This window comes from Ruminococcus sp. AM31-15AC (assembly GCF_003462045.1).
GTDB classification, from domain to species: Bacteria; Bacillota; Clostridia; order Oscillospirales; family Ruminococcaceae; genus Hominimerdicola; species Hominimerdicola aceti.
In genome coordinates this window covers 1-14,937 of the sequence record NZ_QTYG01000055.1, presented here as the reverse complement: position 1 = coordinate 14,937, position 14,937 = coordinate 1, and the positions used below count along the sequence as shown (strand labels likewise).

The following is a 14,937-nucleotide window of genomic DNA, read 5'->3' as shown; positions in this document are numbered from 1 at the left end:
TGGGCAAGAATGAAAGAAGAGCTATTCTACAGCCGTGGGGACAAATCGGAGAAATACACTATGAGAGAGTTGAAGACTATGATCTGGAGATATTATATGAGTTACTGGGTCAACAGAAGAATCTGCACCGCCAACGGCGGACTGCCTCCGGCAGCCCGAAGAAAGCTCTACTATGATCATATCTTTCTCGCTGCATAATTCTTGTTCGAATAAAATGTGTCAAGTGATATTGACAAAACCAATAATTTGAGATAAAGTCATAACATATCACCCCCATTTTTATGTGATTTAATCTAACCGTTGATACCTCACAGCCTTCTCAAAATTAATAACACCGTTAATGCGTTTAACCTCATCTATACACATAGCCCTCAGTTTAATCATCGTATCATCATCAATCTCATGTACCGCCGCAAGCATATGAGTAACTGCACCAAGTTCAACTGCAATTTTAAATAAGGCACGGGACAACCTCTGTTCCGTGCCTTTGACTATTCCTTCCGCCATTGCCGTTAGCTGTGGGGCAATAAATTCCGTTGCCGTATGCTCCTTGTTCAAAAGATACCCGCAATAAAAACGCACAGCCTTTTCAATAAATTCCGAGCGTGATTTACAATTATCGTGCTTAAAAAGAGTGTCCACTATTTCCAAAGTTTCGGGAAAAATCTTTAGTCCAAATCTTTGCTTTTTATACTCAGATGTGACCTCGCAAACCTCTGTTTTTTCGGCTTTTTCTTCTGTATTTTTAATTTTATCCGACTGCAATTTGCAAAACCTCCATTCTATGCGACTGCACGTCAAAGTTTTCAAAACTCCGCAAATTCGGCGAGCTTTGCTCGACGATGTGTCTGTTTGGTCGCTTCAAGCGACCAAACTTTAACCTGCAATATAATATTTAAGCCAATCCTATTGGCTTTGCCCTCATAAACCCACCCGAAATCTCCTGATTCCCACCATTCTCAAACTTTGCGACAAATGCCCACAAAGCCGTTCAACCCCTCCTATGGTAAACTTACCCCACCCACCGCCTTACTTTGCCTCACGATGCGACACTGTGCGAACTGCGGCGAGTTACTGCTCAGACAGCTTTTCCGTTTCGGCAGGCGAGGAGCTTTTCGGCTTTCTTGCAGGCTTTTTTGCCGACATCATGTCAATGAAATCACGGACGTTTTGAGGTACATTTTTGCTGTAAATCTGCTCAACATACTTTTCAAGCTCAGCCGAAAGCGTTGTATTTTTCTGCTCTAAATACATTTCAATTGCCGATAATTTTTCCTCGCTTACCGATACCGAAACCAATTTTTTCATCATATCACACTCCATTCAAATTAGTTTTCTGCGGAATTTTCACCGCTGTCATTTTCCGAATCAACCTCCGTTCCGTCAATCAAATCCAAAACTTCTTGCGGATAATCCACGCCCTCATAGGTACACCAACTTACCCAACCGCCGTTTGAAACAAGGTCTTTTGTCACATATCCTACTGATTCGGAACAGTAAATCACCTCGCCGTCACCCACATATATCCCGTGCTGACTTCCGTCAAACAGTCCTATACCTGCGACCTCAGGCATGGTATCAAGACTGCCTTGCTCGGTGAAAACAAGCGTATTGTAATCGGAACTGAACACCTTTTCCGTGGGATCATAGTTCAGAAAACCAAGCATAAGCCCTGCATTATCTGCATATCTGATACGGTCAACATCGTCACGATTTCCGATTGCACCCTGCTTAAATCCCCAGCCGGACACATACGCATTCTCCGCCCAAGCTGCAAGATCGGCGCAGTTCTTTGTGCTTTCATCGCTGAACATATACCCGTTGATCGTAGAATTCATCACCCAAGTGTAGGTTCTCATAAATTCGTCATAGCCGATCTCCAAGCCGTAAGTTGAATTTATCGCAGTTATCAAATCGCTGTCATTCGGAGCAACAGCAAACAGGTTGGCATAGGATTCCGCATTGAAATTTTGCACGTCACCGAAGTATGACATATATATCAGCTGCGCTTTTATGGTCTGAGAGCGAACTCCTGCGCCCCTCATGGCGTCCTCGATTGCCCGACCCTGATTCTTCAGATTTTCTATCTGAGCCTGCTGTTCGCTGTCAAGGCTTTCAAACAAAGCCGAATCGCTGAACATTTCAGCGTTAATTTCAGGCTGCTCGATTTCCATGCTGCCCATGCTCGAAAGCACAGCTACGGGCAGGCACATCAGTCCAAGAAAGCCTGCGGCGATACTCCCGATCAACACAAACAGCTTTCCTCGTTTTTTCTCGTCACCAAGAATATATATGGCTATCTTTTTCAGAACCGCCGCAACTGTTGCAGACATTACCGACCACCACCGTTTCCAAACATCGCCGCCTTATACTGCGGAGCAATAACCTGTAGCAAATACCTCTCATTTCCGCACCTGTAAAGACAAGTGCCACGTTCGGGATACTTTATCAAGCCGTACTCCGATTCTTCAAGCTGCAAAGTATCAATAAAAGCAGTCGGCGAGATATTGCCGGGGTTAAACAGAAAATGGTGGCTCGGAATACTGAACAGCGGCTTGGTAAACTCCTTAATTTCAGGCAGCAGAAAGTCCTCAATGTTCTGACTTGCCAGAATAAACGAGGACTCCCTTTTACGTACACGCTTCATGCCGTTGCGGATATATTCTATCGCCGTCATGTTTGTAAGAAACAAATACAGCTCGTCAATAGCCGCAACTGTATTTCCCTTGCCTAAAAGTTGATTGGACATATACGACAGGATATTAAACAACAGCGTATCCTTGAGCCGCTTGTTAGTGTCCATAAGACCTTTCACTCCGAAGCAGATAAACTCTCCGTCACCTATGTTGGTGTGACCGTTGAAATATTTTGATTCCGCACCCTTACACATGGAGTGCAGTCCGAGACAGATATTCTGTAACATTTCTTCGGTGTATAGGTGCTTTTTCTCGTTATCAAACGCCATGAATTCCTTTTCAATAAGTTCGTAGAGGTCGCTCATAATTGGATAATCTTCGCTGTTCAGCATATTGAAATCGGTAAAATCATCAATACCGAATCTTGCGTACAGCTTCATAAGCATGATCTCTATGGTGTCAATTTCAGCGTCGGTGAAGTCCTTGTAGGCTCTGAAAAAATCCTTGAGGTAGGATATATGCTGCGATAATCTTGTGACTTTTCTGAATGTTTCCGGACTATCGTCTGTGGATTTTTCTCCGTCTGACCAAGCTTTCGGTTCTAAGGGATTTATCATAAACTCACCTGACATCATGTCAATGTAGGTTCCGCCGAGGTTGGAACAAAGGTCATGGTACTCGGCTTCGGGATCGAGGCAGAGGATAGATTTGCCAGCCTCACGCTGATTGCACAGCAGTAATTTCATCAGGTACGACTTTCCTTGACCGCTGTTGCCGAGAATGAGTATATTGCTGTTTGTCTTGTCCTCGGTACGCTTGTCAAAGTCAACAAGCACGTTGCTGCCATACTTATCTCTGCCGATATAGAAGCCGTTTTCATCGGTCTTTCCTGAGTAATTTAGAGGATAAAGATTAGCAACACTTGAAGCAGGAAGAACACGTTCAAACTGGCTTGCGAACACATTATTGCCCGTCGGCAAAACCGATAAAAAGCCCTCTTTCTGACGGAGCAAAAGCCTGTCCACAGATATCTTTGAGCGTGTTAATTCCATCGAAATATCGGCTTGCAGTTCCTTTAATTTATCTTCCGAGCTTGCTTTTAATTCAATAAACACAGCCGTATGCAGAAGAGGTTCTTTATTGCGGCGAAGTTCACTCAAAAGTTCTACAACATCGTTGATATTATCCTGAGCCTTGATGCTCTCGTTTACATCGTTTGTGGTGGTCATCATATGATTTTTCCGCATTGCCTGCTGAACGATTTTTCGTTGTTCCATACTTGTCACAAGGCGGTTGTAAATTCTGAGAGTTATCCCGTTTCTGTCGGCAAGGTGAGCAAGGATAGCCGTTTCTTCCGTTGAAGTCGGATATTCCGTAACCGCCCAGCAGGACTTGTAGAAGTTTCCGCAGATGTAGTGGTCGGTGTAAAAGCGGATCACGCCCGGCATGGTGCGGTCGAAAAAGTCCTTTGCTTCCACTATCTCAAGCTGTTCTTCTGACAGTTCTTTTTTCTTTTGCATTCTACTTCTCATTAACAGTCACCTCCTGTTTTTCCAGATCAAATTCATTCTCTCCCTCAATATCGGGGATATCCTCACCCGATATGCTTGTCCCGAAGTACAGTGCAAGCATACGTTTGATGTCAGACTTGCCCATTCGTTTTGCCGCAAATCCGTGTTCTGAGATAGCCTTATCCACTCGATTGATGATGTTAAAAATCTGCTCGTCTTTTTCACGCCTGAACCGCACCGCAAAAATAAACTGTCTTGCCGAGGACATCTCTACCTGAATCTCGTCAAGAAAATCATAGTCCGCCTGCAGCAGTTTTCTGACCGCCTCGTTCTGCTCGGTCTGCAAACGCTTTTTGACGTACATCTTGTTTGTATCAAAACACTCGCAAGAGTCCAAAGCAAGAATTTCAAAGTCCGGTATCGTGCTTAACAGCATCATCAAATGATGTATCTTCACGTCAATATTAGCCGCTGAAAGCACTGAAATATTGGTGGGTTCTACGCTGAAAAATGCTATTTCGGCTTTGTCGGTTTTTACTCCGAAACGAGTAAAGCGTTCAAAGCCGATAAGACCTTGAACGCCGTTATTTTTCCTTTTTGTCATAAAATTTTATGCTCCTTTCGTCCAATAAAAAATTTGCTGCGAGGTCAGAAAAAACTTCGCAGCATTAAAAATATAGTCCATAATCGCCGTTTCGTCAACCCGAAGCGAGAGAAAAGCAAAGCAGGCAGTCGCCGCAAAAGGCAGGACATTCCACAGGTTTACCAGAACCACAACCGACAGAATTATTCCGCCGCAGATTATGATAAAATCACGGACATTCCAGAACCACAGCTTTACCGTAGCCCTTAAGTTTTCGGGGTAGATGTAGGTTTTCATTTTTTGTATCAACTCCTTATGCTTTTGTCTTAATCATATTAACAGCCTTAGCTCCCATGCTGACCGTATGGCTGACAGACATCATATTGACCCTGACGCTCGTATCCAATCCATACATCTGCGCAATCCTCGGAACTTCCGTTGCCGACAAGCAAATACCAACCGCAAGCAGAGCGTGTTGAGTGTAGGTCAGCAGTCCGAGATAGAGTATCGTTGTCTGCAAAAATGCCGTAAGACAGGTGGCAATAACTTGCTTGCACCAGCTGTAAAATCCGTCCGTGTAACCTCTCGGAATGCCAAAAAGATACAGACTTCCCACAGCAATCTGACACAGCATGATGCCGCCACGCTTGATGTTTGAAAACACAACTTTCACTGTACAATAGCCGAAAAGTATGATAAAAAACAGGCTGAACAGACTTACGTCCATCGCCAGTGCCATAATCACGGTCAGCCCCGAATCAGCTACTGTCGTTGTTGTTCCCGATATGAAATTTCCAAGCAAATCGCTTGAAAATGTACCCTGCAAATTAACGCAAAACGAGTAAAGTCTTTGCGGAACAACAGTAACCAGACTTGCCGCCATGAACCCTTTCAACACGTTCAGACAGGTATTTTTGATATTCGCCTGACCAGATTCATAGGCTATCGCCGTGTCAAATACCGCTACGATAAGTCCGCAGACAAACAGCATCCATGCGAGACTGTGGAACAATGCTATGAACGACTGCACCCACGACAGAGCGAAAATACTGCTTGTGCTTGCATTGATAAATTCAAAAAGATCGGCTACTGCGCCGTAAATGAGGTTGAAAAGCCACTCAAACATAATATTCCATATCTCGTCGGTAATTGCGTCTACCGCAGAACCTACCGTGTTATCCCAAAGGCTTGATATTCCGTCGCTATCCAGTCAATGGCGTCGCCGATCCAATCAAACATCCGCACCACCTCCTGCCTTTGTTATCTCGCCCTTTACTCTGTACAGCGAGCTGCGGCGTCCTCCTTGGATATGATAGCGAGGTATCCGTTCTAACAATCCACGGTTTTCAAGTTCCGTAAATGCACGATACACCGTGCTTTTGTGTATACTCAAATCTTCTGCTATCCTGCGCACAGAGGGAAAACATTCTCCGTTTTTATCCGCACGGTTTGCAAGATAACAGTACACAGCCACAGCCTTGTGGCTCAGACCTAAATCGTAAATTCTTCTCGGTAATATCAATTTGCATCAGCCTCCTCACGTTTTATTTTCGCTTTTCTCATCGGAAATTCATCAAATTCTTCTTCATCGACAGACACTTCAATTTCCGCAGCAACAGCTTTTTTCTGCGGATATTTAACCTCCACATCTCTGATTAATTCATCACGATTTTTGTAACAAACCTGCCTTGCTGTTTTATCAGGGAGACAGTATTCTTCCTCAAATTTAATCCCCCATTTAAAGAACAATTTCAGCTTTGAAATCATCGGGTGTGTTCCTGTTTTCATTACGATAAATTGACCTTTTGGCATAGATTTGAGCTCGTCCACAGTCATAAGCGGTCTGCCTATCATCTGCAATGACTGAGATCTGTCCCTGCCGTTTGATATAGAACCGCTCAATACAGTCTGTTCGCCCAAAGCTTTTGAAAGCACCTCTGCACTCTGGCTGTTTGGTGCAAATCCGCCGAACACAGTAAGCTGAGTGTTGTCGGTGATTATCTCCATACCCTGTTTCCCGTAGTTCTGTTCAAGCTGTGCAAAGGACTGAATTATCGCAACGATTGATATTTTTCTTGAACGTCCTGCCGAGAACATTGCTTCAGCACCCTCTATCTTAGGAAAAGTTCCGAACTCGTCGCAGTAAAACATAACTCTGTTTTTAAGCTTTCCGCCGTTTTCATCTGCAATGACTAATATCTCACGGTATAGCTGTTGGATCAAAAGTGAAACCATAAAATATTTGCTCGTATCTTCTTCGGGAAGAACAATAAAAATTGCAGACTTCTCATTGCAAAACTTTTCTGCGTCTATCGCCGTTCCAAAGCACAGCATTTGTTCAAGTTCAGAATCAAGAAAACTGTTGAGCCTTGAAAGTGCAGTCGACATTACAGACAGCATTGACTGATCTGACGCATTCAGAGCCGCTCCTGCAAGCCATTTTGCTTTATGCTCCGAGGGGAGCTTGTCCATAAGCTTTGTAAAATACATCTTAGGCTTTGCTTTCGGCGCAGGCTGATACTTTGCAAGCAAGTCTTGGATCAGCTTAAAAACTGAGACAATATGCCTTTCGTTTTTGTCGCCAAACTCCGCTAAAAGCAGGATAACCGAGGCAAGAAGTCCTTCCGCTGCGTCATAGAAAAATGCGTTCTGACCGTAGCTTGAGCTGTCACCTCCGCCGATATTGATAATTGTCTTTGCTGTTATCTTTGCATACTTTTCCGCTTTTGCTTTCGCAGATAAATTGCTTTTATCCGCCAGATATTCGTCCATATACTTGTTGACAAGATGCAGAATGTTGTTCTCATTACTTCGTGTCGGATTTCTCAGATCAAGCACAGAAACATTGTAGCCATAGTGCTTGCTTGCGATAGTGCCATAATTTCGTGCTATGTCGCCCTTTGTATCTGTGCTGACAAAGGACATTCCGCTTGCACAGGCAAGCTCTATATTTGGATACAAGAAGTAGGCTGTTTTTCCCACGCCTGCGGCGCCTACCATAAGAGTATGAACATCGCCCGTGTCTACAAGCGCAACAGTCTTTTTGCCCGAACCTCTGCACCCAACCACCGTTCCTTGAACAGTCGGAAGAGCCACGCCTTTACGCCATTTCTCAGGCTCAAATGGCAAAGGGATAAAAGTCTGCTTTATCTCCGATTTAGTCGCCCACCTCGCAGTTCCATGCTGACCGTCACCGACCTTTTTTGCCTTTATTCCGTTAAGCGACTTGTTGTCAAGCAGATTTACAACCACTAAAAAGGCGATAAAAGCTACAACAAGTGCGCCTATTAAAATCATCTGTTTTTCATTCAAAATTCCACTTCCAATCTGTAAAATACTCTTTCTTTTGTATTTAATAAGACAGTTAGTTTGTTATCTTCAAGGTATTGCGCTGTGAGGCGGAGGGTATTGCATTACCCGAACTCCATGCAAGGTTCGGGTTCAGAAATGATATCTATATCCTCGCACTGCTCCTGAATCAGTACACTTAAAGCTTCCTCAACCGACAATCTGACAGCACTATCCGCAAGCTGATACAGCAATTTCGCCGTATTTACCGACTGTTCACGGGTACGGGCTGTCTGTTTAAGATCACGCAAAACCTCTTGCACACAGTCCTGCAAATTCTTTTGTTTTTGCGCCTTTCTACCCTTGTCGGTGTAAGGCTTGTACTCATCTTTCAGCTTTAATTTTAACTTTTCAAACATCAGATTTTCGTCCGTTGGGGCAATAAAAAATGCCGAGCCTGTCAAAGCATACTCAGCCAAATATTTGTATTGTCTGTTTTTAAACGTTGCATAGATCTGCGAGGTCAGCTTATCAGGACGGCATTTCAGATACACAAGTTCGCTAACTTCTTTCAGATATTCTTCCTTTCGCTTATGAGGAACAGCAGGCAAAAATTTCGCTCCGTTTTTTGCCTTTAAATCTTCATTCCAATCTTTAAATTTGGGAGCAAATCGCCGTACATTTTCATAGCCGTTTTCTCTCAAAATATCCCGAAGTCTGTCAACAGCCTCGATTCCGCCCTCATCGTTATCAACGCAGAGAATGACTTCTGACAGGTTAGAATGGTTCTTTAACGCTGTTAAAACGGCATTTTCAAACACACCGTTCATTGCAATGTAGCTGTTTTTCTGCCATTCCTGCGGATAGAGTGTAAGAAAACTCATCATATCAATGGGAGCCTCAAACACGAACAGCTTTTCCGACTTGCCAAAGTGGGAAAAGCTGTAACGGGTATCTGAACCCTCGCAGGTAATGCGAAAAGTTTTCCCGAAAGAATTGGTTGAACGCTTGCTTGCCTGTCTTGGAACTCCGTTTTCATCAAGCCCTACAAACACTGCATTGTGGTGCTGTTTGTCCTCATAAAGTGTATGCTGTTTTGCAAAATGGCTGATAATATCTGGAGAAATAAACCGCTGTTTTATGAGGTATGCGAACACTCTGTGCATATTTGAATTGGCTTCGGGAAGCTTGAACTCTTTCGTTTTTTCTTCATGCACAACAGCTTTTGAAGGAGCGTGAGAGAGGGGAGTTATCGTCTGTCCTAACAGTTCCTGAACAGCCGTCTGAAAGTCCATATCATAGAATTCCTGCATGAATTTTATTGCTCCGCCGCCCACTTGATTTTTATGGTCGAACCAAGTCGAGCCACGGAGCGTTATGCTGTCGTGCTTGCCCGAACCGTCGTAGTAAATGAGTTTATGCTCTCTGCCGACACGTTCTAATTTTTCACCCCGCATACGCAAAAACTCCGCTAAATCTACGGAGTTTGCCATTACTTTTTGTTCGTCTGTAAATGGGATATATGGCATAACTACACCAGCCTTTAATACTTGACATTTTCCGCAAGCTTACCCATAAGCTGCGAAAAGCTCTGCCTTTCCATCATATCCGTACCAAGATATGCTCCTGATACTACTGTCAGCTTGTTCTCAGAAAGCACAGCATAGGTTTCCGTGTACCCAAACTGCGTCGCCATACCATCGGTTTTCTGAACGGAACTGTAACGCTGATATTTACCATTTGAATATACATTTGTTGTCATACGATAATTTGACACAAAATCGTCCTCAGTGACACCGTTCATCTGTGCGGAGGTCTGACCGAAATAGTAATCCCCGAAGTTTTCGAGGATATATTTCATATCGTAATCAAGCTGTGACTGTGACAGATCAACGCAGAGAACATTAATTATTCCGCCGCCGTTTTTGCCTTTCAAAGTAACCTTATTCACTCCATTGAAATTATCGGTTTCGTTCTCAAAGGCACAGCCTTTCATCGACTCAGTAACCAATTCGCTTGTATCTTCAAAGCTGATATTTGAGTCAAAAAACTCAGCGATAAAGGTATCGGACTTTACCTGTTCATTGTTGACGGTACTTTCGACCTCCGAAGAGACAGCCGAATCCAATGACTCGGCTGTTATCGGAATTGTTGTAGTTTCCACCGTCTGTATTGGCGGACTGATCGTTCCGCAGGCGGTCATTGTCATTGCGATTGCCGCTGAAACCATAGCTGAATATATTTTTTTCATACACAAATTCTCCTTTTTAAACGATCGACCAGATATACAACGGAGCAGTCAAAGCAAAGATAAGACAGCCGAAAATGATAGCAATCGGCGTCCACTCCAACTGCCCGTGTTTGCGGTAATCCAAGTATGCCAGCGTTATCTTAACAAACAGCAAAACCGCCAATATCACGTCGATTACGGGGAACACGACGTTGTTTACAACCGAAACCACCTGCGATCTTGCAGTGGTCCAAGTGCTTTGCACAGCTCCCGCAACATCGCCTGAAGCATAAGCAGTTAGCGACATCATAGCTGCAAAGCACACCGAACTTGCTGCTGCGATCAGTTTCTTTTTAGATCTCATTTCACATCATCCTTTCTCTGTTCCTTATCGTTTCTCTTGCATATGACCATACCGAAAGCCATAATAACCGCTGCGGCTACTAGATAAAGCTCAGCACTATTGTCTGCGGATACACCTGTATTAGGAGTATCTATTGTGACTGTAGGAGGAATTTCAAGATCAGGCGTATGCTCATCGTACATAACGACCTCCGTTACACTTCCGTCAGTATTCACAGTAAACTTTATCTCGCTTGCAATCTCATAACCGTCGGGAGCGATCGTTTCACGGAGCGTGTACTCCTTGCCTGCAATCAGCTTGCCCTCGATAAAGTGAGCCTCGTCTGTTGATACCCATTCCGTGGCAACATTTCCGTCCTCGTCAATAATCTGAAGCGTTGCGCCGGGGAGCTCCTCACCTGTAGTAATATCCTGCTTGGAAATTCTGACTTTTGTAGATTTATTCACAGCTTTAATTTCTATGACTTCGCCGTCCTCAGAAATTGTCACAGGGTAGCTTTCATCGCTGAGAATATATCCTGTGGGAGCTTCGATTTCCCTGACGATATACTCGCCGTATGGGATCTTGTCAAATTCAAAGTGTCCGTTTTCATCGGAAACAGCGGTCATATATGCGTTGTCAGCAGTAAACTCAGCAGTATCAACAGCAAACAGTCCGAACAAAGCATTTTCAAGAGATTTCTCGTTTTCATCAACCTTTTTACCGCTGATTTTTCCACGTTTTAAAGCATTCTTAAACTCGCCGCAATCAACAGTAACAGTAGTTACTTCCTGTCCCATATACTCGAAGTTTACAAGGTACTTTTTACCGTTCAGAACATAATGCTCATCGGTTGCAATTTCCTGAACGTAATACTTGCCGAAAGGCAGAGCAGTATCAAACTTTGCGGACATATTTTCAGCAAGACTTATTTCAGAAATCAGTCCGTCAGCAGGAATTACCGAGCCGTCAGCGGCGGTAATATTCTCGGCTGCGAACAGTCCGAAACGAACTCGGGTATATTCATCGGAGTTACCGATGTTAAATAACTCGTCCTTTTCCATGACCTTAGAAAGTGAAATTTCTACACCCTGATAATCGTTGACAAATGACGTATTTACGGTATCACGAACAGCAATTTCCTGTCCTGCATAGGTCAGTTCAACAAACTGAGATTCTGCGTTAAGAGCATAGCCGTCAGGGGCAGTAATTTCTCTGACTTCATACTTGCCAAGATACAAAAGGTCTGTTTCTGCATATCTGTTTTCATCGGTCGTGATCTCAGCTACAACATCGCCGGCATTTGCTCTGATCGTGCCGTCAAGCGTCACAATATCTTCTACTGCGATAATCTGAAATACTGCACCGGACAGATTTCCGCTTGCAAAAACGGGAGTGTAAGTTGTCGGATTTACAATAGTTTCGCAGTTTTCGTCCGTGTAAGCAGATGATGCTGTAGCGACCGTTGTAAAAATATCACCTGTTTTCTGAACAGAAATTCTGCCCTTCTGTGCGGTATTTGTTTTCTCCACAACTACGGTTTCCACTGAACCGTCAATTGTAAATGGAACAGGATTTTTGTCAAGCACATAACCCTCCGCCGACTGCACTTCGTGAAGCTCGTAATCGCCGTAAGCAAGCTCCTGCGGCAGCATCAGCGAGCCGCTTTCATCGGTGTAAAATGTGTCGAGAATCATTTCTGACGGATAGTAAATTTTTTGAGAAATATATTCGGAATTTGCACAGTCCCAAACCTTGAAGCCGATGCCCGAAACGGGAATTACATTGCCTGTTTCAGCGTCCTTTTTCACGATTTTAACAAAGGATTTTTTCACTGCGTCATTGAGCAAATAGAAATATTCTTTTTCGTTTTCGCTGATTACAACCTCAAAATCCTCCATATATTCGGTGCTTTCCCAGCCCTTGGTCTGATGAACGACATAGATTCCGTAGGGGAGCATTTTTGTCGCAGCATAGCCGTTTTCATCGCATACGAGGTAGTCTTTTTCGCTGTCTTTTGCGGCTTCATAAGAGCCTGATGACTTGAGATAAACCTCAAATTCCGCACCGACTTCGGGAGTTTCGATCTGCGTTGTTCCGTCATCGGAATGCTTGATGATTGAAATATTGCCCTTGATAATATCCTCGGTCACTGTCATGGAAATGGGGTTATGCTCAATAGAATAATTCTCAGCTTCTGCACCAACCGGGTACACAGTTTCATCAAGCAGATATCCCTCTGAGGGAGAAATCTCCTGAACCGTGTAATTCCCGCAGACATATTCCTTGGACTTGAAATATCCGTTTTCATCGGTTGTGTATTCGTCTTTCAAAACACTGTCTTTAAACACGCCGTAAACCGCTCCCGCAAGGCTTGCATTCCCCTGTGCAGAGCCATTTTCAGAATCCTTTTTTGTAACTTCCAAAGTGAATTTTTTAAGCACATTTTCAAACGTTACAGAGGTAGTTTCATCAGCCGTTAAAGTCACTGTCTGCTCGGCAGGAATAACATATTTCACTGGTACGTTTTTTTCAGAAATCGTGTAAACAATTTTCTGATTGTTACTGTCGTATACGGGGATATCGGAAAGAATTGCAACACCGTCAGAACCTGTTTTTATGCTGTAAGTCTTGCCGTTACCTGTGACAGTAAATTCTCTGCCGCCGTTATGATTATCCTCAGACTGCTTGTTGATCTTAATAGAACCTGTTTTAAGTTCGTTGTTGAATTTCACATTTATGGTCAGGTCAACGTCGCCGTCGGTAAGCTTGACATTCTTCGCCTTGGGAGCTTCATATCTCGTATCTACGTTGATTTCGGAAACAGTGTAAGTGATAGCCTTGCCTGTGGACATATCATAAACTTTCAGGTCGTCAAAGGTCGCAATGCCTTTTGCATTTGTTTTTGCAGTTTCAGAAAGAGATTTTCCATTGTATGAATAGGTGATTTTAAACTTTCTGCCGCTGATTATGCCATCCTCTGCTGACTTATTGATTTTGATTTTTCCCGTCTGGAAATCCTCCTTAACCTTGTTCACGCCCGCCTTGATTTTGTACACGGTTTTGTCCAGTGCGTAACCCGTAGGAGCCTTGATTTCCTTTGCGTAATAAGTCTTGTTTGGCAGCTTTACAGAGCCTTTTCCATTGCTGCCGATTTTGATTTCAGCAACCTTGTTTTTGCAGGATTTATCGCTGTAGATTCCATATACCGCTGTAGAATTGTCAACGCTTGATTTTCCCACAAGATCACCATTTGTATTATACTTATCTATCTCAAAAGTCACGTCGGTCTTTGTGATCCTGAACGCCGACATATTCATAGCAGTTGCAGTTTTACCGTCGGTCTTGTTGTTGATCACAACACCCTCCGAACCGTTGGACTCTATTCTCCAATGCCTGCCGCCTGCGCCTTTTCCGTCGCCGACTGTTTTGGAATTTATGAGGCTTTCGGATACACCGATAGATTTCAGATATGAAACAACATCGTTTTTTGAATCAAATTCACCCATGTAAATCCACGCATGATCTTCGCCATATGGATTCTGAGCCACCACTACAGAACCGGGAGTAATCGTCGAACCGTCGGAACACTCCCAATAAGGACGGTCTGTTGTCTTAATATTCTGCTTTTCAACATCGACTTTTGAAGTCACACCGTCATAAGTGATTGTGCAGTTGTCGTTTACCGACAGCCAGTGATCGGTATCAACGGGAACGGGGTTGTTCCAAGAAAATCCCGAAGTCTTGTATCCAAGCTGCGTCAGCGTATAGTACACAAGTCCCGAACAGTCGATACCGAGATTGTTTATCGTCTGTACCGACAGCGGAGTATACTGACCCTGATTGTATGCGTACCAATATCCCTTATTTCCGAAAGTATACGGAGAACCGAGAAGCGTTGCCGCCTTTGCGATCACCATATCTGCCGACGGAAACGCAGAGTTTTGAGTCGAGTTGCCTGCTGCATTTGCTGTAATAACTCCGCTCACAGATGAACCGAGCATAGAAAAAGCACAGAGTCCTGCCATGAACCCTGCGCCAAGCTTTCTCAATATTTTTGATTTTGTTTTAAACATAAAGTACATTTCTCTGGTTTTGTCAATATCACTTGACACATTTTATTCGAACAAGAATTATGCAACGAGAAAGATATGATCATAGTAGAGCTTTCTTCGGGCTGCCGGAGGCAGACCACCGTTGGCGGTGCAGATTCTTCTGTTGGCCCAGTAACTCATAAAATATCTCCAGATCATGGTCTTCAACTCTTTCATAGTGTAGTTCTCCGGCTTGTCCTCACGGCTGTAGAACAGCTCTTCTTTCATTCTTGCCCACATACTTTCACAGCG

General features: G+C 43.8%; 13 protein-coding genes and 2 pseudogenes. 1 reads left to right on the top strand and 14 read right to left on the bottom strand.

The features are described 5' to 3' along the window. A pseudogene (locus DW793_RS14780) lies at positions 1 to 198 on the top strand (IS3 family transposase); the annotation flags it as partial. Between the two features lie 90 nt (positions 199 to 288). Here the strand turns inward: DW793_RS14780 and DW793_RS12180 are convergent. The 14 genes and pseudogenes from DW793_RS12180 to DW793_RS12115 all read right to left on the bottom strand — a co-directional run. Then, positions 289 to 765: a hypothetical protein gene (locus tag DW793_RS12180; RefSeq protein ID WP_051706247.1), complete on the bottom strand. Its 477-nt coding sequence runs from the start codon at positions 763 to 765 to the stop codon at positions 289 to 291. Positions 766 to 1,071: 306 nt separating this feature from the next. Beyond that, on the bottom strand, positions 1,072 to 1,311 hold the full coding sequence (locus DW793_RS12175) for a DUF6103 family protein (protein WP_118158291.1): 240 nt from the start codon (positions 1,309 to 1,311) through the stop codon (positions 1,072 to 1,074). A 17-nt stretch (positions 1,312 to 1,328) separates the two neighbouring features. Beyond that, complete coding sequence (locus tag DW793_RS12170; RefSeq protein WP_118158290.1) at positions 1,329 to 2,333, bottom strand: hypothetical protein; 1,005 nt, start codon at positions 2,331 to 2,333, stop codon at positions 1,329 to 1,331. Further along, entirely contained in the window at positions 2,333 to 4,156 is a 1,824-nt protein-coding gene (locus tag DW793_RS12165; protein WP_181988368.1) for a VirB4 family type IV secretion system protein, read from the bottom strand. The genes DW793_RS12170 and DW793_RS12165 overlap by 1 nt, the downstream gene beginning before the upstream one ends. A gap of 1 nt (position 4,157) precedes the next feature. Next, positions 4,158 to 4,751, bottom strand: coding sequence for a hypothetical protein (locus DW793_RS12160; RefSeq protein ID WP_118158288.1), 594 nt, complete (start codon positions 4,749 to 4,751; stop codon positions 4,158 to 4,160). A gap of 6 nt (positions 4,752 to 4,757) precedes the next feature. Beyond that, positions 4,758 to 5,027 carry a hypothetical protein gene (locus tag DW793_RS12155; protein ID WP_118158287.1) on the bottom strand — a complete coding sequence of 90 codons (270 nt, stop codon included), beginning with the start codon at positions 5,025 to 5,027 and terminating at the stop codon, positions 4,758 to 4,760. 16 nt (positions 5,028 to 5,043) lie between these two features. Beyond that, positions 5,044 to 5,856, bottom strand: a complete 813-nt coding sequence (locus tag DW793_RS12150; RefSeq protein WP_252969878.1) for a conjugal transfer protein TrbL family protein — start codon at positions 5,854 to 5,856, stop codon at positions 5,044 to 5,046. Positions 5,857 to 5,961: 105 nt separating this feature from the next. Continuing rightward, a complete protein-coding gene (locus tag DW793_RS12145; protein WP_117928470.1) occupies positions 5,962 to 6,252 on the bottom strand; it encodes a helix-turn-helix domain-containing protein in 291 nt (96 codons plus the stop codon). Continuing rightward, positions 6,249 to 8,027 carry a VirD4-like conjugal transfer protein, CD1115 family gene (locus tag DW793_RS12140; protein ID WP_118158292.1) on the bottom strand — a complete coding sequence of 593 codons (1,779 nt, stop codon included), beginning with the start codon at positions 8,025 to 8,027 and terminating at the stop codon, positions 6,249 to 6,251. The genes DW793_RS12145 and DW793_RS12140 overlap by 4 nt, the downstream gene beginning before the upstream one ends. A 116-nt stretch (positions 8,028 to 8,143) precedes the next feature. Next, positions 8,144 to 9,475, bottom strand: coding sequence for a DUF3991 and toprim domain-containing protein (locus DW793_RS12135; protein WP_252969877.1), 1,332 nt, complete (start codon positions 9,473 to 9,475; stop codon positions 8,144 to 8,146). Between the two features lie 86 nt (positions 9,476 to 9,561). After that, positions 9,562 to 10,269 carry a hypothetical protein gene (locus DW793_RS12130; protein WP_118158285.1) on the bottom strand — a complete coding sequence of 236 codons (708 nt, stop codon included), beginning with the start codon at positions 10,267 to 10,269 and terminating at the stop codon, positions 9,562 to 9,564. Between the two features lie 16 nt (positions 10,270 to 10,285). Continuing rightward, complete coding sequence (locus DW793_RS12125) at positions 10,286 to 10,612, bottom strand: DUF3852 domain-containing protein (protein WP_117898182.1); 327 nt, start codon at positions 10,610 to 10,612, stop codon at positions 10,286 to 10,288. After that, on the bottom strand, positions 10,609 to 14,667 hold the full coding sequence (locus DW793_RS12120; protein ID WP_181988366.1) for a SpaA isopeptide-forming pilin-related protein: 4,059 nt from the start codon (positions 14,665 to 14,667) through the stop codon (positions 10,609 to 10,611). Before DW793_RS12120 ends, DW793_RS12125 begins: the two co-directional genes overlap by 4 nt. 57 nt (positions 14,668 to 14,724) lie before the next feature. Continuing rightward, positions 14,725 to 14,937 (bottom strand): annotated as a pseudogene (locus DW793_RS12115) (IS3 family transposase); the annotation flags it as partial.